The organism is Paenibacillus sp. FSL R5-0749, from assembly GCF_038595085.1.
Classification (GTDB): Bacteria; Bacillota; Bacilli; order Paenibacillales; family Paenibacillaceae; genus Paenibacillus.
On sequence record NZ_CP152005.1, the window covers coordinates 3564560 to 3587759 of the forward strand.

Below are 23200 nucleotides of genomic sequence, written 5' to 3' on the forward strand. Positions count from 1 at the left end.
GTAGAAAAAGAACGATCATCTCCAGCTTTATTGTTGTTTGTTCAACCACTCCGATTGCAGCATTGCATATTGAAACTCATCTATCCAGAAACCTTTGGACATGTAATTTTCGAGCAGGTGTCCTTCACGTCTCATGCCCAATCGCTCTAACACTTGAATCGACTTGGTGTTCCTTACATCGGCAAAAGCGATCAGCTTATGTTTATTTAGAGCGCCAAATACATAGTCCATCAGGGCACAAAGTGCCTCATTCATGTATCCTTTGCCTTGAAATTCAGGTGCAAGAGTGAATCCGAGCTCGACAATCTGAGGTTCATCTGCACGTGTATGAATGGCACAATCGCCGATTAATTGATCCGACTCCGTTAGAGCAATGGCGTATTGGAACCAGGTCCCGGGCTGGTTAGGGGAATGTACTATTTGTTTGTTAATAAATGCTTCAGCTTCTTGGAGCGTATAATTTTCCCAGGATTGAAAACGGGAAACATCTGGATTAGCCCGGTAGTGATAGAACGAATGTACATCCTGCAAAATGAAATTGCGAATAACAAGGCGCTCAGTCACGCAATATACTTCGTTTGATTTCTTCATATCATAAACCTCACTTTTTCTGTGTAATGTTCTCTTGCAGGTGCTGGTGGCTTCATTTCTCTGGTTTTGATTCTAACATAAATCGCCGTAGCCTATTATTTTTACAGGCTTACGGCGATTGTCCAATCTAAACTGCTTTTGCTTCAAGTGTTGACGTTAGCACCTGTGATTCTCTTCGCAGGAATAATCCTATACCTAATGAAGCCAAACCAATAATCAGTATACAGGCTCCTAGCTCTACACTATAAAAAGTCAACTCACCGTGTCTAAAGGCCATTCCACGAATCATACGATTGAGCCAATTCATAGGCAAACCCCATGCTGTAACCTGAAAAAATGTTGGAAATGCAAGCGGCGTCAGTTGAATACCTGTTACCAGAAATGATGGATATAGGATCAAGCTCATTCTGGCACCAACCCTGGACACGTTTTGAACAGAATAACCGAGTAACATCGCGAGCAAACATAATGCCATCGAATACAGCAATAAAGGAATGATAAAGACATACGGTGCCGCTTCAAATCGCATATGTCCCACTTGTTTTAACATCCCATAACTGAGCAGGGAAGAGCAGGTGCTTAATATCACATAGGGCAAGACACGAATCCACAGCTGGAAGGGGGAACTCCCCTCAGATATAAGCTTACCCTCTTGCCGAAGACGGGGAGCGATCGCGCCAGCTGCACCCGTCGTGAGCATCAGTATAATGATATTTACAAATCCGATCACCATGGTACCAATATAACTTGAATTGGGATTATATAACATGCGCTGCGCTTGAGACAGCGGGGATACCAAAGCTTTTGCTGATTCGATGTCCATGCCGGTTTGAGCAAGACGTGATACAGCAAGCGTCATATTTTCGGTTGTTATTATTTCTTGAATTGCAGGCCGAATACCACTCAGGCTAGAAGGCATGGTGTTGTCCATCCATACCCCGATACTTGAGGGCAATCCCTGGTCTTTACGTTGCTCTATTCCTTCCGGCAAGAAAATGACTGCCACTGCCTTCTCGTTCGCCAGCAGCGTATCCGGAGAGAGGCGATTGGCAAACACATTTGTGACTTTCATATATTGAGAAGCATTGATTTCTTCAATAAGTTGCCTTGAATATGAAGAGTGATCCTCATCCACAACGACAACCGGTGTTTCGCTCAACTGATTGCGGGAGAACATAAGTCCGAAAAATACAGCGGCAATTAGAGGGGCAGCAAAAATAATAATGATCCACTTACTCCCGCGTATGTGCTTCCATTCATCAGCCAGTGATTTCATCAAGCTGCACCTCCGCAGTCATTCCCGGAAGCAAATCTGTACTTGTTGGAATAGAGATCCGGATCAGAAACATACTTAGATCTGCTTGGCCTTTTTCCCGCGTCATTCGCAGATTGGCGAATTGAGGAGAGGGGGCGATCGACGTAACCACACCTTCCTTTACAAGAAGATTCTCCAGATATGGAAAACGAACGTTTACCTTTTGATCTGCCTGAAGCTGGTTAATCTGTGATTCTGGAATATACAGATCAACATAAAACCCTTCAGTGTTAGGTTCCGTATTCAATATTCCCTGCTTTTTACTTTCAGCCTGACTCACGGCGTCTGTCCCCTTCGCGATCAACAAACCGCCTGCCAAAATAATGATCAAAGTTATGATGATATATAATCTCCATTTAGTCTTCAAGATAATCTCTCCCTATCTAATTACTCTCTTTATGATATGAATTCGTTCACATACAACTTTCCAACCGTAATCAAACGACTCCGGTTACCTTCTTTCCATTCTCTGATGGGCCTGTTCTGCGGCCTCCATGATGATTTCGCCTAGCGTTGGATGCGGATGAATGGTCATGGTTATATCTTCTACTGTTGCTCCCATCTCAATCGCAAGGGAAAGCTCAGATATAAGAGTAGATGCTTCAGCCCCGACAATCTGTGCACCCAATACAAGGCCAGACTCAGCGTGAGCAACGATTTTGACATATCCTTCGGTTTCCTTCAGAGCCAGTGCACGGCCATTAATGGAGAAAACAGATTTGCCAACGACAACAGGAATTGATTTTTGCTTACATGCCGCTTCGCTAAGACCAACGCTCGTAATCTCCGGGTGAGAAAACACAACGAGCGGAATAGCTTTGTAGTCGATGACAGAGGGTTTACCCACGATAGCTTCTGCTGCAATTTTTGCTTCATAGGAAGCTTTATGAGCCAAAGCAGGGCCTTCAACAATATCTCCAATGGCATAGATATGCGGGATGGATGTTCTGCACTGCTTGTCAATCTCGATCAAGCCTTGTGGAGTAGGGGACAGACCTATATGTTCGAGACCCAAGGTTCCATCTGTGTTCGGTTTCCTGCCCACCGTAATTAATGCATAGTCAGCTTGAACAACATGGTGTTCATTCTGACGCATATAGTGGAGATCGATGTGACTCGTATATTGGTCTGCCCCTGTAACCTTAGCTTCGGTTAAGATGGTTATCCCGTCCTTTTTCAGTTGACGAACGACAGGTGCAACAAGCTCTGCTTCGAATCCCGGCAAAATCTGTTCACCGCCCTCGAGCATCGTAACGTTAGTTCCAAATCTCGCAAACATCTGACCCAGTTCCACGCCAATATAACCGCCGCCAACCACAACGAGACGCTCCGGTATGTCGGGCAGCGATAGCGCCTCAGTGGAAGAGAGAATCCGTCCGCCGTAAGGAAGAGAGCTTATTTCAATCGGACGGGAACCGGTAGCCAGGATGAGATGCTTAAAGCTTATTCGACGCGCCCCCTGTTCAGCGTGATATATTTCAGCGATATTCGCATCAGTTAATCTAGCTTCTCCTTCGATAACAGTCACACCCGCCGTTTTGAGTAAAAACCGAACCCCTCCAGACTGCTTATCCACCACAGCTTGCTTGAACACCTGAGCCTCCTGATAAGAAGAAGCTCCGTCAACAGCTCCCCATTGTCTGCGCATATGAAGACGCTCCGCTTCAGCAATGAGCGCTTTGGAAGGAATACAGCCTACATGCGTACAGACACCTCCGATCTGTTGGCGCTCTACAATGGCTGTTTTCATGCCTAGTTGTGACGAACGTAAAGCAGCCACATAACCGCCAGGCCCTGATCCAATGACCAGCGTATCTACGACTTCTAATAAATTCATGATTCGTACCTCCAAACTTAAAATATGATGATCGTAATATATTATAGTCATCATATTTTAAGGGAGTCAATACTCCATTTATAATCACTCTCCCTTTGCTGAAGATGGTGATATATGAATTGACATTATATAATATGATAACTATAATATTTTAAAATACACTCACAGATACAGACTTATATAAGGGGGAGAAGTAGGGATGCCTTATCCAAAAGGGCACAAGCTCAAAGTTCGGAACCATATTATTACCAGTGCGGCCAAAGCATTTCGAACCCATGGCGTGCGGAATATTAGTCTTCCACATATTATGAAAGGTGCTGGACTGACACATGGGGGATTTTACTCCCATTTTGAAAATAAAGATCAGCTTGTGATGGAGACCTGTCATTTCGCCATTAGTGATACCATTGCAATGCTACAGAGCATTGCAGACAAAAACAAAAACGAAGATCAGACGTCGATTGAGGCTGTCATTGATTTTTATTTAAGTTCCCTGCACCGAGATCAGACGGAAGTCGGTTGTATCTTACCAGCTTTATCGGGAGAGATTTCCCAACTATCGGAGGATATTCGACAAGCTTACACGCAGGAGTTGCAACGTTTTATCGCGTTTATTACAACTATGGCTGGGATGAATACCGCTGATGGTTATGCGTTGGTAAGCAGTATGGTAGGTACCGTTGCACTGGCACGGGCAGTTAGTGATGCGAAGTTCAGTGATGACTTGTTACAGGCAGGTCGTGTGCAGGCCAAACAAATGGTAAAGATCGGCTCCAGGTAACAACGACATTGATGACACAGAGGAAATGGGGGAATGATCGGATGATCATTAGAGAAGCCCGTATTGCAGACTATCCACAATTGAGACATATTTATTTGGATTCCCGGCGGGAGAGCTTTCACTGGGCCAATGCCGATGAGATGAGTCTAGAAGATTTTGACCGGGATACATCGGAAGAACAGATTCTTTTGGCAGAGGACAACGATCAAGTACTTGGATTTGCGTCACTATATGTACCTGACCGCTTTATTCATAATTTGTTTGTGCACCCAAGTGCTGCCGGCAAAGGGGTGGGAAAGCAGTTACTTCAGCAATCCGTGGTCGAACTGGGAACGCCTGTCACATTAAAATGTGTCTCGGATAATCATAAAGCACTCACATTTTATAAAAAGCAAGGCTGGAAAGCTATTGTAGAAGAAGGTGAACCTGGATCAAGATATTGGGTTCTTCAATATAAGGAATGAGGGAAAAGAAGACATGAATATCAGAAAAATAAATGAAAATGGAGTATCTATTGCTTACGTTACGAGTGATGAAGAATTAATTACCGATGTTCAATCCGCTATCGATCTTATGGCTACGGTTCGATATGAAGCCGATTGTCACCGTATTATAGTTAACAAATCTGCTGTCAGTGAAGTGTTTTTTGATCTGAAAACACGGCTGGCAGGTGAAGTGTTGCAAAAGTTCATCAATTACCAGACCAAAATTGCGATCATTGGTGATTTTTCCGGTTATACTAGCAAAAGTCTTCGAGATTTTATCTATGAAAGCAACATGGGGAACGATATATTCTTCGTAACAGAGGAAGAACTGGCTATTGAAAAGCTAAGCAAGAAACAGTGATTTAAATTAACTAGGGCGTGTCTGAAAACTCCGAAGGGAGCAGATTTTGCCGAATTTTCGTTCCAAGCAAGAAAGTTTTCTGCAGGCGTGCCGGGGCACGTCAAGGGAAAGTGACGCAGCAGGGGGCGAAAAGGCGGTGAAAGATGCACTTCAGCGAGTTTTGAGACACGCCCTAAAGAGAGATGGAGAGATTGAGATGGATATTGTGTCATATCGGGAGCAAGATCAGGAACGACTGGTTCAGATTTGGGAGAGAGCTGTTCGAGCAACACATTCATTTTTGGAGGAACAACACATTCAATTCTATCGGGATGTGGTAAGCAAAGTATTACAGGAACGGCAAGTCGAGGTGTGGGAAACTCTAGATAAAGAACATCAGCCTGTCGGTTTTATCGGGTTGCAAGATAACTTTATTGAGATGTTATTCGTCGATCCAAGTCAGCATGGACAGGGAGTTGGTCGTCTGCTGATCGAACATACTGTCAAGATCAAAGGACGCCACCTGAAGGTGGATGTCAACGAACAGAATCCTGGAGCTGCACAATTCTATAGCAAAATGGGGTTTGTACAGATCGGACGCTCCGAATTCGATGGTTCTGGTAATCCGTTCCCGCTATTGCACCTGGAAATTTCATAAAGGATAAGAATGTTCTCGTTGAAGTCGCTAATTTAGCGGCTTTTTTTGCGAGCGTAACCTAGTATGATCTGAATCCTTCACTTGGTCCTATGCCAAATATAAATATTTACCTCTTGCATAAGGAACACATGTTCGGTTTATAATATATACAAACATACGTTCTTAAATGTACAGGAGTGATTTCAGTGTGGACTAAGCAGCGAACCATCATGCTCATTGATATGCAGAGTTTTTATGCTTCAGTCGAAAAGGCAAAAATGCCCCAATACAAAAATAGACCTCTCGCCGTTGCAGGCGATCCAGCAAGACGTTCTGGCATTATTCTTGCCGCTTGTCCATTAGCCAAAGCTAAGGGGGTATCTACCGCAGAACCACTCTGGCAGTCTCTTCAGAAGTGCCCTGAACTGATCATTGTCAGACCTCACATGCAAGAATACATTGAAGTTTCCACCCAAATTATGTCCATTATTGAGGAATTCACCGATCTGGTTGAGCCATACAGTATAGACGAATTATTCGCTGATTTTACAGGGTCTATGCATTTATTTGGTAATGATCCAATCGATTTGGCCAAACAAATTCAAGACAAAATCTATAACGAAACAGGGGTTTACGCCAGAGCGGGCATTGGTGAAAACAAAATTATCAGTAAATTGTGCTGCGATATGATTGCTAAAAAAGCGGAAGGTGGCATTTTTCACTTAAAGAAAGAGGAGTTACATCTTCACATTGGAGATAAGCCCATCCGCGATATGTGGGGGATTGGCTCAAGAATGGAAAAACATCTCTGGAAGATGGGTATCCGAACCATTAAAGACCTGGCGAATACGCCTCTTTCCAAATTAAGAAGCAAATGGGGTGTTAATGGAGAAGTCATCTGGAGGGTTGCCAATGGACTCGACAATTCGCCGGTAACGGTCAACACACACAATACACAAAAGGATATCGGAAACGGAATGACCCTGCCCAGAGATTTCACAGAAGCATGGGAGATTGAAGTGGTTATTCTCGATATCTGTACAGAAGTGTGCAGAAGAGCCCGTAAAAAGGGGCTGATGGGTAGTGTCATATCTTTGAGTGTATCGGGAGCAGATTTTGATCACCCAACGGGTTTTCACAGGCAGGTTAAACTGTCTGATCCTACAAACATAACCGTTGATGTGTGCAAAATAGCCAAACGCATATTCCATCAACATTGGGATGGGCAACCTGTGCGCCGTGTAGGCGTATCCCTATCTCAATTATCCAATGCGGATACATATCAACTATCTTTCTTCGATGATCAAGAGCAGAAACGAGCCATTGATCAGGTGATGGACAACATCAAGGATCGATATGGCGACATTGCCATTCTTCGAGCGAGCTCCATTACGGCTGCGGGCCAAGCGATCGATCGAGCATCTAAAATTGGGGGGCATTACAAATGAGCAAAAAACTGGAGGCCAATGGATTATGGGAATCGAGCCGCATGATGCTTCCACAACATAAAGAACGAATTATACAGCATCGTACTCAAATTCATGTTCAAGCGAAACCTCTGATTCATGAAGATGAGTGGGAGATTATTGCTCAACATATAGATATGTCCCTCAACTATACGTTGCAAGCCACCTTTGAAGTATTTCATGAGTCAGGCAATCGGTATATACACGGGATCGTCACTTCAGTCAGTGCCTTTGGAAAAAAAATAAAAATTGAAATGGATAATGGATTTGAATGGGTCGATTTTGATCAACTGGTCACTGTAAAGTTTGAAGAAGGAGGAGGTGTGTACGGTGAGACAAACTTCTGAGGAACTTGCACTCGTCAAGAGGCTGGTTGAGCTTCCGTATCTTTTAGGTGCTCTGGAGGTAGATAAGCATAAAATATACGCTTCAAACTTTAAGATGAAATCGGTGTATATTGATTACCTGGACGGTACTCAAAAGAAAATTGCTTTAGAGATGTACAAGTCAAAACAAAGTTTAAAGGAACATCATATAAAAATCATTGAAGAGGAGAGATCCGAGCTGAGTTTAACAGTAAATTATTCGGTAAGAGGTTACCTTCACAAAATGACTCTATTGTGGAGCAAAGTGAAAGTGGATGTGACCTTAATGCTTACTGAACATATGAGCGTTGATATTACTGATATGCCAAGATAAACATAGAGTTAGAGCAGAATACGGTATATAACGGCATAGGGTGGATATAATACAGCTATAACCATTGTTTTCTTCTCCCGATTTTGGGTAAACCGACCTTTGAAATTGAAGGGTCGGTATTTTTTGTCTTAAATTTTGTGATTGGCATATTAGCCATATAAAATGAGAGAACTCACGATTCAGTTACATACAGATAGACATATTTATCCATATTGTTCCGACCCGAAACAAGAATTTATCCTTCAGAGGAATGGTCTGGATAGCACGGCATGGTTCCGTTATCTTGACAGCCAGGAGTATTATAATACAACGTTGAATAAGAGTAGTACATTGGTGACTCACCGTTGAACAACGGAGGATTTTAATGGGTGGAGGGGAGGAAAGTTATGGACTACAATTCACGGAAGGTAGCAGTGTTTGAGACAGAAGGGTTCCGTAACTGTACTGTAGCGGCAGGTCGCCGTCATACCGTCGCTCTTAAATCTGACGGAACAGTCATAGCCGTGGGTGATAATAAATACGGTCAATGTGATGTAAGCGATTGGTCCCATATCGTCGCCGTTGATGCCGGTAATGTTCATATGGCTACGAACACAGGTAATGCTCATACCGTTGGTCTTAAATCTGATGGTACGGTAACAGCTATAGGTTGGAATAAGCATGATCAATGCAATGTAAGCGAATGGCGCGATATCGTAACCATTTCAGCAGGTTGGTGCCGTACTGTTGGGGTTAAATCAGATGGCACCGTGGTTGCGGTGGGGCGAAATAATGAAGGGGAATGCAACGTGAGCAGCTGGCATGATATTATATCGGTCACGACGGGGGACTGGCATACAGTTGGTCTAAAAATAGACGGTACGGTAACAGCAGTTGGTAACAATAAATATAACCAATGTAGCGTAAACGACTGGGGCGACATGTTGGCTGTTTCGGCAGGGTATCTTCATACGGTTGGGCTTAGATCGGATGGCAAGGTAGTGGCTACGGGTAGAAATCATGAAGGGGAATGCGACGTAAGCGGTTGGCTCGATATTGTCGCAGTTGCAGCGGGAAGTTATCATACCGTTGGTCTTAAGTCTGACGGTACAATGGTTGCTGTGGGTTCTAATAAACATCAACAATGCGACGTAAGGGGCTGGCATGACATTAGAGCTATTTCAGCGGGCTGTGCCCACACAATTGGATTGAAATCGGATGGTACGATGGTTGCTGTGGGTGATAATGATTATGCACAATGTGATGTAAGCGGATGGAGTAACATCCAACAATATCATTTCAACAAGGAAACGAATTGAACAACTCTCAGGACCCATGCTGTCTTTTAAGATAACATGGGTTTTCTATTTATACTGCAAAAGAGGATTGCCATCTTAGTAGGAGACAAACCAAAGTCCCGTTGAATCCAAAGCTGTATGCTCCTTAAGTAGAGGGGGAGGGTAGATTAAAGTCGAAGAGGGACTGCATTTTGCATTCCCTCTTCTTAGTGATTTTACAATTAGGAAGATATAATCTTCTAGTTTTTAGCCTAGTTTTCGCGAACCATTGAACCACACGGATTGGATTGACAATGTATCTGAAATATTAGTGATCGGATCACCGTTTATGAGAATAAGATCAGCACGTGCACCTTCGGTAATCCGGCCACGATCATGTAGACCAAAGCAACGGGCCGGTTTGGAAGTAGCAGACTGAAGAGCTTCGATCTGAGTGAACCCAGCCTTCACCAGCAGCTGCATTTCGTGGTGAACACTGGCCCCATGAGCAAGGCCACCAAGGTTCGGAACGGGAACCGGTGCGACATCCGTCCCTACAAGAATATCAACTCCGGCACGGTGAAGATCCATCACATTTTTAAAGCTGTTCTCCATATTGCCATGTGGGAACGTATTGAAGCTTGAGTTCAAGATATCGATCCAATCTGGACTTAATTTGGAATGAACTCGTGGATCATTAGCCAATTCCGATGCCGGATTACCTATAATCGATGAATTCAACACCAAGCACGGTGTAACAAAAGCTCCAGAATCAGCTATGGATTTGACCAATTCGGACGTGTACTCGGGTCTGTCGATAAACAAGTGCCCCAAACCGTCGACTCCAAAATCGATGGCTGCTTTCGATGAAAGAGCCGTCAAAACGTGGGCAATAACCAACTTATCGAATTTGTGGGCTTCAGTAACGGCTGTTTTTAGGATCTCATCACTTAGAACAGGCAGGCCAGGTGCACCCATAACCGTTCCCTCTTCAATCATGATCTTAATGTAGTCGGATCCATTCTCCACTTGGGTATGCACATGTTTGATCGCTTCTTCAACCGTCGTCACTTGAGGTATTTCGTCGTGATCGTGAGCGTAGGCGGCCAACATGGCTTCCCGGTCTTCCTCCGATAACTTCTCCAGTTCCTTTAATACGAATTCAGGTATTTCATCTCCATCAGGCAGTAATTCATCTGGGTGCCCACCAGGAGCGGTAATCGCCGTACCAGCAGATCGGACGTCTGCGATGTCATCGACATTTTTTAGCTGAATTTCGCGCCCTCTTTTAGTAAAGTCGCCGTTCATTTCGAGTTCTGTTGTAACGCCGAATTTTAAGGCATCCCGTAATCCGCCAATTGAGGTATGGACATGTGCATCAATCAGGCCGGGTATTAATGTCGCATTTTCTCCATCGATAATTGTTGCGTTGCTTGGAATGTCTCCGCCCACTGAAATAATGGACACCCCTTTAATGACAATATGTCTGGGAGCAATGATTTGATATCCATCAAAGATCCGTACATTCGTAATCGCAGTAATTTTTTCTAACCCAGCATTCTGATTTAATTTCTCCATCATAAATCCTCCTAATGTGTTTGTGACTGAACACTTCGCAGTATAACTGTTAGATAACTAACAGTCAACAGTCTAACAATCGTTTGACAAGCCTACTGGGATCACTGTATATTTTAGCTACTTACAATTAGATTCCTAACAATTAGAGAGGGGACGATGGACGGTCATGCATTCCCGAGAAGATACGCCTTATATGGAGTTGTTTCAAATTATCGGTCTTAAGTTAAAGAAAAGAGCGGATGAAAGTATAAAAGAGTTAGGATTAAGTTCTCAACAAGGAAAAGTAATCGATTATATTTATGAGAATCAAGATAATCATATTATTCAAAAGGATCTTGCAGATCGGTTTCATCTGCGTGGGGCAAGTGTTACAAGCATGCTTCAAGGTCTAGAGCAAAAAGGTTTCATCGAACGGAAAATCCCGGCCAATAATGAACGGCAAAAAAATATTTATGTATTACCAAAAGGGGTTGACTTGATTGAAGACTTTAATAACTCATTTCAAAAAGTAGAGGATGAAATCGTTCAAGCCCTAAATGACGAGGAGAAGCAAATCTTAAAGAAATTATTGATCAGAATTAATGAACGCATATAACAGATGAGCCTGCATAGGTAACTGAGGGCCATAGAACACTGATTTAATATAATCTTTAGAAAAAATTGGATAGGGACAAGAACATTAGTTCAGTAAAAGTCACTATCTATGATCATTACCCTGTCAAAGTAGACAAAAAGGGGAAATTTAAGCTACGACCGTTACTCGGTATTCCACCGGGGGATGGTCGTTTGGATTATGAGACATACAAAAACTGCAATATTTAAAACAAAAGTGAGAGGAGCATAATTCATGTTTAATGAAATTGCTTTCTCACCAGGAATTATTCTTACAATGGAATGGAAATCTTGGATCAAAAAGATATTTTTCAAATCAGGTATAATTATAGAATGAATATTATTGATGTTTAGACTCGAATAATTTACATAACTTAGTCCAAGAGTGCTATAAATATGTAAAGGAAATAATAGGATGAAGATAGCTCGCACTGAATAGAGTAAATACTTCATCATTTGAAAATCTTTCTATTTAAGGCGGTATATTGATGAAAAAACTTGAAATTAAAGTAACTAACTATAATCCCAAGTATGCTGAACATACCGTGAAAATGTGGAGAGATAGCAAGGAACGGGCAATTGGCCAGGATGAAACCCATAGCTTCGAAAACCATCTATATTTTTTAAATCATATCCTATCTAAACAGTATCAAGTAGATTTAGCGTTAATTGATGGAAAAGTTGTTGGAATGATTGCCTATAGTGAAACTGAGATAAGCCAACTTTATATTCATATTGATTATCAAGGGAATGGAATAGGGCGAACCTTGCTTAATAAAGCAAAAGCACAAGCAAATGGAAACTTAACTTTATATACATTTGAAATTAATAAAAATGCCCAAAGATTTTATGAGAATAATGGTTTTGAAATCACTGGTAGAGGACAAGAAAATGAAGAGAATTTACCTGATATACGATATGAATTGAAGTTGTAAAAATCGAATATCAATTTACAGTCCAAAAAGAAACAGTCTGCAGGTTAGCTGGATGCTTGACCACCCACCCATATTCACTGGAACTGTAATCCCATGTATTTATTATCTTGACAGTAATTGAGTCTGACTCGTAATATTTGAAGTGGAGATGTAGGAAAGGGGACTCGCTGGACAATGTGGACTTCCTTGTAATGATTATCTAAACTGGATCGCTCGACTTGGTGTTTTGGTTATAACCACACGCCTCGTTTGTGATGCCGATCTGCAATCATTCAAGGGACGCGAGGAACCGTTTGATCAAACCCGGGCGCGGATACTTGATGTATCCGTTTTTTGTTTTACCCAGGATAATTCCATCTCCAACGAAAAATGGATTTCTCCCTCCCCTATTAAACGGAGGAAATAAAATGAGCAAACTATATGGAAAAACGGCTATCGTGACAGGCACAAGCCGCCCTGGTGGGATCGGAACCGCCGTCTGCCGCACGTTGGCGCAAGAAGGCGCTAATGTGTTCTATACCCATCTGTACGATTACGATAAGACAGAGAATCCGGGAGATGCCGACAAGAACTGGCCGGATCTCTTCGCTGAAGAACTTCGCTCGTATGGCATTAAGGCAGCGCATATGGAGGTCGATCTTACCGATCCCGCTTCTCCGGCGCGAGTGCTTGATGCGTGCCGGTCGGCTGTCGGGCTGCCGACCATTCTCGTCAACAACGCTACGTACAGCGTATCAGCTGATTTCCGTCAATTGAATGCATCACTGATCGATGCGCACTGCGCTATGAACATTCGAGGCACGTTCATGCTATCGGCCGAATTTGCGCGTATGCTGGAGGCTGAACTGGCCGGCCGGCAGGTCCTTTGCGGTGGCCGGATCATCAACCTTACATCCGGTCAGGGTAAGGGGCCGATGCCTGGCAATCTCGCTTATGCCGCAACAAAAGGCGCTGTCTCCACCTTTACCGAATGTCTGTCTGCTGAGCTGGCTCCGTTTCACATTACTGTGAATGCGGTTGATCCCGGTCCTACTGATACGGGTTGGATGTCAGAAGAAGTGAAAAAAGCCTTGCTACCGGGATTTCCGATGGGCAGGATCGGTCTTCCTGAAGATGTATCCCGCCTGATTGCTTTTCTGGCAAGCGATGACTCCCAATGGATCACCGGACAAATCATCCATTCTCGAGGTGGGTTTAATTAGGCAGACGGTTCATTAACTCAAAGGAAACAATAGTTCCATAAAATCAAAGAAGGCCGCCGATCAACAGGATCAGCGGCTTTATTCAATTACTGAGCAGTAAAGTTTAGTTATAATCAATTTTTATCACCAGAAAATAAAGTCTGCTTGGTAGAATTGTGGAGTAAAAATCACATTAACTGGAGTGGATACTATGCTTTCTGAGGAAGATTATGCGAAGGTAGCGAAAGAAGCTTTACATCGATACCAATCATTTGGGAAAAACTTGTGTATCTCGGAAAGAATGATAATGTTACATTTCAAGTTCAGACCAACGATGATAATCAAAAGTATCTTATCAAAATCCATATCTCAACGATTTCCATTCATCCAAAAGGGAATGTGGCATCAGAGCTTATTTGGCTTGAAGCTTTGGTTAAAGATACAAATCTCGTCGTACCTGCCCCTGTCAGAAATTTTCAAGGTGATCTGGTAACAGAAATATCAACTGATCTTAGCGAAAATACAATCATGGTGACTATTCATCATTGGATTCATGGAAGCGTGCTTAGAAGAGAGCCAACAAGTAATGAAACTGAAAATTTGGCTCTCTTAATGGCGGCTCTCCATAAACATTCTATGCAGTGGAATCCACCTGAAGGCTTTAATAGACCAATATACAATTCTGATCATTTATATTCATCACTTAATCAATTAAAACAGTTAGTAAATTTGGAGCTTATCTCAAGTGAGGTATTTGTTTATGTGGAGGAGTCAGCCCATAAAATAGCAAATGTGATACAAAATCATAAACGTTTGCCAAGTAACTGGGGAATTATTCATTCTGACCTTCATGAGAGTAACTATGTTTTTTATGAGGATACTCCTCGACCCATAGATTTTTCCAATTGTGGCTATGGTTTTTATTTATTTGATATGGCTGAAACATTTATGCATCTTTCATCTGAGAATAGGAAAGTATTTATTTCAACGTATAGCAAAGTAAATCAACTACAAGAGAATTATTTCGAGTTATTAGAAGCATTTTTTATATGGTCAATAATTAGGACTTTTGCATTCCACTCTCTAAATTCAAATGAACAACCATCCTTAGCGGAAAATTTCCCATCAGTTATTCAGAACTATTTTAAGAAATATCTTAAAGGTGAAAATTTTTTATTGAACTGACGGCGAAATTATAGTTTAACAAAAAACTAAGAAGCAGCCGACCAAATTAATCGGCTGCCCTCACGACCAATTTACTCAAACCGATCCGGATGACTTCTTCATTAATACGCTAGCAAACGTGAGGGGGGCATAATTATGTTTGATGACATAGATTTTTCACCAGGAATTATTGCTTACAAACGGAATTCTTGGATCAAGAAGATATTTTTCAAGTCAGCTATAACGATGGAAGGATTATTATTGATGTTGGCCCGAATCGGTAATCATTCTAAGATTATCGGTTCGGACCTTTTTGATGAAAGTCGCTGATGTCGCAGCATCTCTGATCAGGATTATCCAATATACAACAGGTTTACGTCTCCGCCTGTTAACGTCTTCGGAACGCTCCACCACGGGCCAGAGCATAGAAAATCAAGAGAGCAATGATTGAGCCAACGATCGCGGGTATGATATGAAATCCACCCACCACCGGCCCCCTCGGTCCCAACAGTTCATACCCTAACCATGATCCAACAAAACCAGCAATGATATTCCCGAGTACGCCTCCCGGCACGTCCCGTCCAATCAGATTTCCACTTAACCAGCCAATTAGCCCACCGACAATAAGTATCCAGATTAGATACACGCATTGGTCTCCCTTCCATTGAATTATTACAAGTTATGTTTCATTAGGGGGAATGTTGCGGATGATCCGAGAATCGATCATGAAAGCATTTCCATTTTAATCCAATGATAGTAAAATCGGTTGTACCACCACTAGGTATGAATGCTGGTGCAGATAGGGATTGAAGATGACCAGTACAGAAAGGAGGCAGTTAGGTGTTCTTATTTCGAAGTCCTTTTATTATAGCCTTGTTGATGATGTGTCTGATGTCGGGCTTGGCTGCTTGTTCCAAGTCAGAGCATGCGGAAGATAGGGGTGTTACGACAAATGCTGACTTCACAGAGCAGAGCCAGCATTTTAATCTGAATGTGCAAGAACCGTCATGGAAGCTGGATACCACCCCCGTCAATCTAACGTGGTTCGTTGGAGCCGTATGGTACGGGCACACTTGGGGTGAGAGTCTGACTTCCAAATATGTCACCCAAAAAACAGGGGTCAATATCGAATTTGAAGTATTAACTGGTGAACCAAGCGAGAGGTTATCACGGATGTTGACGACCGATCGTCTGCCGGATTTGATAACCATCGGCTCCTGGGAGAGTGCGGTTATCAAACTTCGGGAGAGTCATCTCATCTATGCCCTGGATGAGCTGGCCAACCAGTATGATCCTTACTTTTTCAAGGTAGCAGATGATGGTGCTCTACAATGGTATCGGCAGGAGGACGGTCATACCTATGTCATTCCAAATGATGCGTACAGTCCCGAACAGATGCGTTCAACCGGCTTGACGGGAGCAAACCAAACCTTTCTCGTACGTAAAGATCTGTATGAGTCGATGGGCAAACCGGACCTTAGCACGCCGACAGGTTTTCTTAATGCATTGCGATTGTTGAAGAATCAATATTCGGTTTATAAAGGCCAACTAATCAGTCCGTTTTGGGCACAGGGAAATGCATCCTATGGAATGACCGAATACTTGCAAAATTTGCTTGCGATCCCCCATGAACAGAACGGAAAGGTATACGACCGAATGACAGATCCCGATTATATCGAGTGGCTGAAAACATTTCGTACTGCATACGAGCAGGGCTTGATTAATGTTGATTTTCTGGTCGACTCCAGTGCACAGGTGCAGGAAAAAACCAGCCATGCCCAATATTTTATGATGATTCGGGAATGGACAGACATATCGGACCTCAATTCGAAATTGGAAGTCCTTACGAATCAAAATTCAACCTATATTGCTGTAGATGGACCCCGGAACAGCAGGGGAGAATCCGCCAAACTGTTCCCTGGCAGCATGGATGGCTGGATGGTTACGATGATTAGCAAATCCACGAAAAACCCTGAACGAGCCATCCGTTTTTTGACCTATCTGGCCAGCGAAGAAGGCCAAAGAGATTTATTTTTGGGCAAAGAAGGTGAAACTTGGACGATGGAGAACGGCAAACCGCAGCTGACGGCGGCAATGGTCCAGTTGTATGACACGGATCGGGAGCGGCTGGAAAAGGAATATGGCATTATGGATACCTACTGGATGCTGCGAAACCCTGCTTTCGTCAACCCGTGGAGACCCGAGCATACTCCGTCCATTAAGCAAATGGAGGCGTTCGCTAACCAACACGCCGATCTGGACAGCGGCATCTATAAGGGACTCGATCCTGTAGGGGATTCCGATATAGCATTAGCCTGGTCACGTATTTCTCAGAATTGGGAAGAGGTGCTGCCAGAACTGATTACAGCGAAGGATGAAGCTGCCTTTGACAAAATTTTCGAAAATTTTCTGATACGTCGTGTGAACTACGGCTTTAACCAGGTAATGGAATATCGCCAAGCTGAACTGGAACTGCGAAAATCCAAGATAGCCAGATAACCATTCCCTAATACATTGTTACCGACATAATAACTAGTAATATACGGTATAACAAAGGTGGTGAATACATCCGAATGAAATACCTACTGACGAGATTGAGGAAGCTTTATCGCAATGCCCGTATATCCCAAAAGCTGTTTCTCGCATTTAGCCTGATGATTGCCATACCTGTTATTTTGATATCCTTTGTGTATATCCGCATGCAAGAAACCCAGCTATATAAGGACGCTATGGCGACAGGCAACAGCCACGTTACATGGCTGAATGAACAATTGCGCAGAAGAATGGACATGATTGAGAACGCTTCCAATACAGCCCTCACTCAAAAGTCCTTTGTGGATTTTATTCATTCCAATATGCTTGTGGATGGACTGCGCCTGGTGAAGTTTAAGCAAAACCAGTTTGAGCAAATGCTCAATATCATTCAAAGTAATGCGATGATCAGTGAACTTAGTTTTTACGTCGATAACCCAAACTTGTATGAAATCTGGCCTGAAATCTATCATTACAAGAAATTTTCACCGCAGGATTATTGGGTAAAGCTTCGGGATGAAGGCGGTGCGGCATACCGCTTATTTTCTTTTAGGGATGGTGAGCACACCTTATCCTACTATCGTCTGGTTCGCCTTCAAGGGCAGGAACAAAAACGCCCTAGCATTATGGAAGTGCGCGTTCCCCACAGCATGTTTTTCAGCGACCTGCTACAAGAGAACAAGGGGGACTTCTTTTCGGTGTTGATGAACGCAAGCGATTCTCCCCAGTATGTTTACAATCCCCAGCATGAGTTTTCGGAGAAGTACGGGCTGGGGCTGGAGGAAATCCTCGGCAGTATCCATCGTCAGCTCGATATATCGCCGCAGGAAAGCCCGCTTCAGGTCAGGGTGGGAGATCAGAGTTACTATGTATTGTATCGATACATCGCTCCGTTGAACACTTATGTGGTCGATATCGCTTCTCATCAGGCATTGATGAAGGGACCACGCAGTTGGTATGCATATGTGGTGACGATTACATTATGTGTATTACTGCTGATTATGCTACTTGTATCCCAAACGATGCGGCGTATTTTCCGGCGGTTGGACAGCGTACTCATTTCAATGCGTCAGGTACGGAAAGGGGAGCTGGATGCAATGATTGATACAGGCCTTGATGAGAACGAAAGAGGAGATGAAATCGATGAGGTGGCGGTGAATTATAATAAAATGTTACATGAAGTCAAACGCCTGATGACACAGGTCGTGGATAAGCAGTTAATTGCCAAAAACGCACAGTTACACTCTCTGCATTCGCAGATCAATTCCCATTTTTTATATAATGCGCTGGAATCCATTCGAATGGTGGCAGAGGTACAGCGGCAACCTGCTATAGCCAATTCATTGGTGTCGCTCGGCTCCCAGCTACGTTACAGCATGCAGTGGCGCAGCGATACTGTTGCTTTTCGTGACGAGCTTGCCAACATCCAAAGTTATATTGAATTTATCAACTTCATGGAAGGTGGCAATATCATTATGACGGCAGATCTTCCGCAGGAGATCCTTCGCTACGCCATTCCCAAGATGTGTATGCAGCCCATCGTTGAAAATGCGGTTCATCACGGAGCACCTTCAGGCGGTAGCATATCTATAGAAATTACGTTTTCTGTGGAGAATGACTGTCTGCTATTCATTAACATAAAAGATGACGGAGAAGGGTTAGAGCCTGCGATGTTACAACGTCTTCAGGCAGTACTGCGAAGCGAATCGGATACGCCGATGGTTACCCGCAGGAGCGGACTTGGTTTGGAAAACGTGAATAAGCGGTTGCAGCTTCATTATGGCAAGAATTGCGGTCTTTGGATTGATAGTGTGCAAGGCGAATATACCTGTGTAACGATACGCTTGCCTTGGGAAAATGAAAATCTTGGAGGGTGGTAGAGCATGATTAATATCCTGATTGTGGACGATCAAAAACACATTCGTGATGGCCTGCAGGCCATGCTGCATCAATTTCCTCTGAAGCTGAACAACATTTACTGTGCCGCGAGCGGGATGGAGGCGCTGTGCCTATTGCGGCAGCATTGCATTCACATCGTTATTACCGATATTAGGATGCCGGATATGGATGGGTTGGCACTCATGGCTCAAAGCAAAGGGGAATACATGGATGTGGAATACCTCATTATCAGCGGTTATAGTGAATTTACATATGCTCAAAAAGCGATCGGACTTGGGGCAAAGGGCTACTTGCTAAAACCTTTGAAACGAGAGGATCTGCACAATTCCCTTGAGCATATATGGCAAGAGATCCAGACACGGCAGGCACTTACGCATAATATGCAGCATGTATCCCGTCTCGCCCAAGAGACCGAGAGTAAAGAATTAAGAATGTTTATGCAAGGTGCGTTAAGTGATGATACATGGATTCTTCAGATTGAGGAACAAAATGATGTATTATGGCGTAATTATCGCCTAGCCCTGCTGAGGGAAGAAGTTGGCATTAAGCAGCCCGGAGCCAGCAGCGTCCATAGCATGGAAGCCATTGCTTATCGTGTGTTCGGCAGACAAGGTTGTATTTGCCTGCAACATCGCCCATACCTGATCCTTGCGGTGGATGCGTCCATAGATCCAAGTGTTTTTTCTGCAGCACTCAAGGAAGGAAAGATCGATGCCATAACAGCCATGACTAACCCGATTCAGGGGTTAAAAGAACTACCACACAGCTATACCCAAGTGCTTGAGCTCTATCGCCACAGTTACCTGTTTCCTGATCAGTATAGTATCTTCCCAGCACATATTAAGCATATGGAGCAGCAGTGGCAACTTCCCTATGAAGACTTATATGAACTCTTCCAGTCAATCGGAACAGATAACAGTGGAATAATGACTCAGGGTATTTCTGCACTATTTCACAAAAAGGTATTGCAACGCTATCCTATTCGCTATACCCAGCAGCTCTGCGCAGCCACCATTCAAATGATGGAGGAATACGAACGAGTTATCCGCCCTTATATGGGGGAAGAAGCGCTGGACCTTGAATCATTGCGTAATCTCTTTGATTATCCAGGGATGCGTGATTATATACAAGCACTACAACAGCAGCTGCTTCGGCTGAATCAGTTCTATTATGACTATAAATGCAGCTATCGCCATTCGAACGATCTTAATGAAGCCATTCGTTTTATACACGAGAGTTACCATAAACCGCTGGATCTTGCGATGGTATCCAATCATGTATCGCTTAATTATGCTTATTTTTCAAATCTGTTTAAGAAGAATATGGGTAAAGGTTTTGCTGAATACCTACGGGATGTACGTCTGGATAAAGCGCGGCGGCTTCTCGCCGAAACTGATCATAAAATTGTTGAGGTGGCTGCTATGGTTGGATATGAAAGCTATAAAAGCTTTACACGTGCGTTCCGACATGTGATGCAGATCCAACCCACTGAGTACCGACAGATGATGCGGCAGAAGGCAGATTGAATCAAAAGCCAAAAAAATGGGATACCACAAAAACAATTGTACCTTTTCAGCAAATTAACCTATTCGATAGAATAAAGATATCCCTTATGTAAGCGATTACCTTAATACGTATGGATTGGGAGAAGCTATTATTCTATTAAAGGAGGGCAATTATGAATCCATCTCACTTTAGGGAGAAACGGTTTATGAAAAAGGTACTCGGTATGTTGCTTGTGGTTGTGATGCTGGCTAGTATTGGCATACTTCCAGCTTCAAAGGTTCAGGCAGCGGGAACTACCGTAACCTCAATGGAGTACTTCTCACCCGCAGACGGACCTGTCATTTCAAAATCAGGGGTTGGCAAGGCCAGCTACGGATTTGTTATGCCTAAGTTCAATGGAGGCTCCGCGACATGGAATGATGTTTACAGTGATGTAGGCGTTAATGTGAAAGTGGGCAACAACTGGGTTGATATCGACCAGGCAGGCGGATATATCTATAACCAAAACTGGGGGCACTGGAGCGATGGCGGATTCAATGGCTATTGGTTCACCCTCTCCGCAACAACCGAGATTCAACTGTACTCCAAAGCAAATGGTGTGAAGCTGGAGTATCAACTTGTATTTCAAAACATCAACAAAACAACCATCACAGCGATGAATGCAACACAAGGTCCACAGATCACAGCAGGCTTCACCGGCGGTGCAGGTTTTACATATCCAACGTTCAACAATAATCCTGCGGTCACTTATGAAGCTATTGCGGATGATTTGAAGGTATATGTCAAACCTGTAAACAGCAGCACGTGGATTGATATTGACAATAACGCAGCCAGCGGCTGGATCTACGATCAAAATTTTGGCCAATTCACGGATGGCGGCGGTGGGTACTGGTTTAACGTAACGGAGTCGATCAATGTCAAATTGGAATCAAAGACTTCTTCGGCTAACCTTGTTTATACCATTACGTTTAATGAACCTACAAGAAATTCATATGTCATTACGCCATACGAAAAAACAACCTTCACAGCAGATGCGAATGGTTCCATTGGGGTTCCGCTTCCGAAAATTGATGGGGGGGCGCCAATCGCCAAGGAACTGGGCAATTTTGTATACCAAATTAACATCAATGGACAATGGGTTGATTTGAGTAACGCCAGCCAGAGCAAATTTGCATACTCCGGTAATGGGTACAACAATATGTCCGATGCCAACCAGTGGGGATACTGGGCCGATTACGTTTATGGCCTGTGGTTCCAGCCGATCCAGGAAAATATGCAGATTCGTATCGGCTATCCACTGAACGGTCAGGCGGGCGGAAGTATTGGCAACAACTTCGTCAACTATACCTTTATCGGCAATCCCAATGCTCCGCGTCCGGATATATCTGACCAAGAGGATATCTCTATCGGAACGCCAACCAATCCGGCTATCGCGGGCATGAACCTCATCTGGCAGGATGAGTTTAACGGAACTACGCTGGATACAAGTAAATGGAACTATGAAACAGGATATTATCTCAACAACGATCCCGGGACATGGGGGTGGGGTAATGCAGAGCTGCAGCACTACACGAACAGCACCCAAAATGTATATGTACAGGACGGAAAGCTGAATATCAAAGCTATGAACGACAGTAAATCTTTCCCGCAGGACCCTAATCGGTATGCACAGTATTCTTCTGGAAAGATTAACACCAAGGATAAACTGTCCTTGAAGTACGGCAGAGTCGATTTTCGTGCCAAACTTCCTACCGGTGATGGCATATGGCCAGCACTGTGGATGCTTCCACAAGACTCGGTATACGGCACTTGGGCTGCATCAGGTGAAATTGATGTGATGGAAGCGAGAGGCCGTCTGCCTGGATCCGTAAGCGGTACCATTCACTTTGGTGGACAATGGCCTGGAAACCAGTATTCGGGCGGCGATTATCACTTCCCGGCAGGGCAAACTTTTGCCAATGATTATCATGTATACTCGGTAGTCTGGGAAGAGGACAACATTAAATGGTATGTAGACGGCAAGTTTTACTATAAAGTCACTAACGAGCAGTGGTATTCCGCAGCTGCACCGAACAATCCGAATGCACCTTTCGATGAGCCGTTCTACCTCATTATGAACCTTGCAATCGGCGGAAACTTTGACGGTGGCCGCACTCCGAACGCATCTGATATCCCGGCGACGATGCAAGTGGATTATGTACGCGTGTATAAAGAACAGTAATAAAACAGCAATTTCCATAATTAATAAGCCGTTGATCTAATTCAGATGATCAACGGTTTTTTGTTTCATTTGAATTTTCTATATCAACTATGGTTGAACAATTTTGGGGTTAGTTGATCTTGTATCTGAATAGGGAAATGACGAGTTTGTATAAAGCCGATCTTG

The 23200-nt window shown here is 43.5% G+C and carries 23 protein-coding genes; 17 read left to right on the top strand and 6 right to left on the bottom strand.

What is annotated here, in order from left to right; genetic code table 11:
- Nucleotides 1-27: 27 nt before the first annotated feature.
- The 4 genes from MKY85_RS15715 to lpdA form a co-directional block, all read right to left on the bottom strand.
- A complete protein-coding gene (locus tag MKY85_RS15715) occupies nucleotides 28-591 on the bottom strand; it encodes a GNAT family protein (protein ID WP_342569998.1) in 564 nt (187 codons plus the stop codon).
- A 127-nt stretch (nucleotides 592-718) separates the two neighbouring features.
- The gene (locus MKY85_RS15720) at nucleotides 719-1867 is read right to left on the bottom strand and encodes an ABC transporter permease (RefSeq protein WP_342570000.1); all 1149 of its coding nucleotides are present in this window, start codon (nucleotides 1865-1867) and stop codon (nucleotides 719-721) included.
- On the bottom strand, nucleotides 1851-2273 hold the full coding sequence (locus MKY85_RS15725; protein WP_339255422.1) for an HlyD family efflux transporter periplasmic adaptor subunit: 423 nt from the start codon (nucleotides 2271-2273) through the stop codon (nucleotides 1851-1853). Before MKY85_RS15725 ends, MKY85_RS15720 begins: the two co-directional genes overlap by 17 nt.
- Nucleotides 2274-2357: 84 nt before the next feature.
- A complete protein-coding gene (lpdA, locus tag MKY85_RS15730; protein WP_342570002.1) occupies nucleotides 2358-3743 on the bottom strand; it encodes a dihydrolipoyl dehydrogenase in 1386 nt (461 codons plus the stop codon).
- Nucleotides 3744-3942: 199 nt separating this feature from the next.
- Between lpdA and MKY85_RS15735 the strand changes: the two genes are divergently transcribed.
- From MKY85_RS15735 to MKY85_RS15770, 8 genes are all read left to right on the top strand, one after another.
- Nucleotides 3943-4524, top strand: a complete 582-nt coding sequence (locus MKY85_RS15735; protein ID WP_339233814.1) for a TetR/AcrR family transcriptional regulator — start codon at nucleotides 3943-3945, stop codon at nucleotides 4522-4524.
- A gap of 41 nt (nucleotides 4525-4565) precedes the next feature.
- Complete coding sequence (locus MKY85_RS15740; RefSeq protein ID WP_342570004.1) at nucleotides 4566-4988, top strand: GNAT family N-acetyltransferase; 423 nt, start codon at nucleotides 4566-4568, stop codon at nucleotides 4986-4988.
- Nucleotides 4989-5001: 13 nt separating this feature from the next.
- Nucleotides 5002-5370: a DUF4180 domain-containing protein gene (locus tag MKY85_RS15745; protein ID WP_342570006.1), complete on the top strand. Its 369-nt coding sequence runs from the start codon at nucleotides 5002-5004 to the stop codon at nucleotides 5368-5370.
- Nucleotides 5371-5560: 190 nt separating this feature from the next.
- Complete coding sequence (locus MKY85_RS15750; protein WP_342573397.1) at nucleotides 5561-6007, top strand: acetyltransferase; 447 nt, start codon at nucleotides 5561-5563, stop codon at nucleotides 6005-6007.
- 209 nt (nucleotides 6008-6216) lie between these two features.
- The gene (locus MKY85_RS15755; protein ID WP_342573398.1) at nucleotides 6217-7434 is read left to right on the top strand and encodes a DNA polymerase IV; all 1218 of its coding nucleotides are present in this window, start codon (nucleotides 6217-6219) and stop codon (nucleotides 7432-7434) included.
- Nucleotides 7431-7799: a YolD-like family protein gene (locus MKY85_RS15760; protein WP_339255430.1), complete on the top strand. Its 369-nt coding sequence runs from the start codon at nucleotides 7431-7433 to the stop codon at nucleotides 7797-7799. Before MKY85_RS15755 ends, MKY85_RS15760 begins: the two co-directional genes overlap by 4 nt.
- On the top strand, nucleotides 7783-8151 hold the full coding sequence (locus MKY85_RS15765; RefSeq protein WP_339233825.1) for a hypothetical protein: 369 nt from the start codon (nucleotides 7783-7785) through the stop codon (nucleotides 8149-8151). Before MKY85_RS15760 ends, MKY85_RS15765 begins: the two co-directional genes overlap by 17 nt.
- A 386-nt stretch (nucleotides 8152-8537) precedes the next feature.
- Nucleotides 8538-9449 carry a chromosome condensation regulator gene (locus MKY85_RS15770; RefSeq protein ID WP_342570008.1) on the top strand — a complete coding sequence of 304 codons (912 nt, stop codon included), beginning with the start codon at nucleotides 8538-8540 and terminating at the stop codon, nucleotides 9447-9449.
- A 225-nt stretch (nucleotides 9450-9674) separates the two neighbouring features.
- Here MKY85_RS15770 and MKY85_RS15775 read toward each other — a convergent pair whose 3' ends face one another.
- Complete coding sequence (locus tag MKY85_RS15775) at nucleotides 9675-10985, bottom strand: amidohydrolase family protein (RefSeq protein ID WP_342573399.1); 1311 nt, start codon at nucleotides 10983-10985, stop codon at nucleotides 9675-9677.
- Between the two features lie 166 nt (nucleotides 10986-11151).
- Here MKY85_RS15775 and MKY85_RS15780 point away from each other — a divergent pair, with 166 nt between their 5' ends.
- The 5 genes from MKY85_RS15780 to MKY85_RS15800 all read left to right on the top strand — a co-directional run bounded on the left by MKY85_RS15780 (nucleotide 11152) and on the right by MKY85_RS15800 (nucleotide 15207).
- On the top strand, nucleotides 11152-11580 hold the full coding sequence (locus MKY85_RS15780; RefSeq protein ID WP_342570009.1) for a MarR family transcriptional regulator: 429 nt from the start codon (nucleotides 11152-11154) through the stop codon (nucleotides 11578-11580).
- Nucleotides 11581-12085: 505 nt separating this feature from the next.
- Nucleotides 12086-12532 carry a GNAT family N-acetyltransferase gene (locus MKY85_RS15785; protein ID WP_342570010.1) on the top strand — a complete coding sequence of 149 codons (447 nt, stop codon included), beginning with the start codon at nucleotides 12086-12088 and terminating at the stop codon, nucleotides 12530-12532.
- Nucleotides 12533-12939: 407 nt separating this feature from the next.
- A complete protein-coding gene (locus MKY85_RS15790; RefSeq protein WP_342570011.1) occupies nucleotides 12940-13734 on the top strand; it encodes an SDR family oxidoreductase in 795 nt (264 codons plus the stop codon).
- A 264-nt stretch (nucleotides 13735-13998) separates the two neighbouring features.
- Nucleotides 13999-14898, top strand: a complete 900-nt coding sequence (locus MKY85_RS15795; RefSeq protein WP_342570012.1) for a phosphotransferase — start codon at nucleotides 13999-14001, stop codon at nucleotides 14896-14898.
- Between the two features lie 135 nt (nucleotides 14899-15033).
- A complete protein-coding gene (locus MKY85_RS15800) occupies nucleotides 15034-15207 on the top strand; it encodes a hypothetical protein (RefSeq protein WP_342570013.1) in 174 nt (57 codons plus the stop codon).
- A gap of 58 nt (nucleotides 15208-15265) precedes the next feature.
- Here the strand turns inward: MKY85_RS15800 and MKY85_RS15805 are convergent, their stop codons facing one another.
- Nucleotides 15266-15523: a GlsB/YeaQ/YmgE family stress response membrane protein gene (locus tag MKY85_RS15805; protein ID WP_074095306.1), complete on the bottom strand. Its 258-nt coding sequence runs from the start codon at nucleotides 15521-15523 to the stop codon at nucleotides 15266-15268.
- A 194-nt stretch (nucleotides 15524-15717) separates the two neighbouring features.
- Between MKY85_RS15805 and MKY85_RS15810 the strand changes: the two genes are divergently transcribed.
- From MKY85_RS15810 to MKY85_RS15825, 4 genes are all read left to right on the top strand, one after another.
- Nucleotides 15718-17376 carry an extracellular solute-binding protein gene (locus MKY85_RS15810; protein ID WP_342570015.1) on the top strand — a complete coding sequence of 553 codons (1659 nt, stop codon included), beginning with the start codon at nucleotides 15718-15720 and terminating at the stop codon, nucleotides 17374-17376.
- Between the two features lie 74 nt (nucleotides 17377-17450).
- On the top strand, nucleotides 17451-19289 hold the full coding sequence (locus MKY85_RS15815; RefSeq protein ID WP_342570016.1) for a histidine kinase: 1839 nt from the start codon (nucleotides 17451-17453) through the stop codon (nucleotides 19287-19289).
- Between the two features lie 3 nt (nucleotides 19290-19292).
- On the top strand, nucleotides 19293-20834 hold the full coding sequence (locus tag MKY85_RS15820; RefSeq protein ID WP_342570017.1) for a response regulator: 1542 nt from the start codon (nucleotides 19293-19295) through the stop codon (nucleotides 20832-20834).
- A gap of 152 nt (nucleotides 20835-20986) precedes the next feature.
- A complete protein-coding gene (locus MKY85_RS15825) occupies nucleotides 20987-23035 on the top strand; it encodes a glycoside hydrolase family 16 protein (RefSeq protein ID WP_342570018.1) in 2049 nt (682 codons plus the stop codon).
- The last annotated feature ends 165 nt before the right edge of the window (nucleotides 23036-23200 follow it).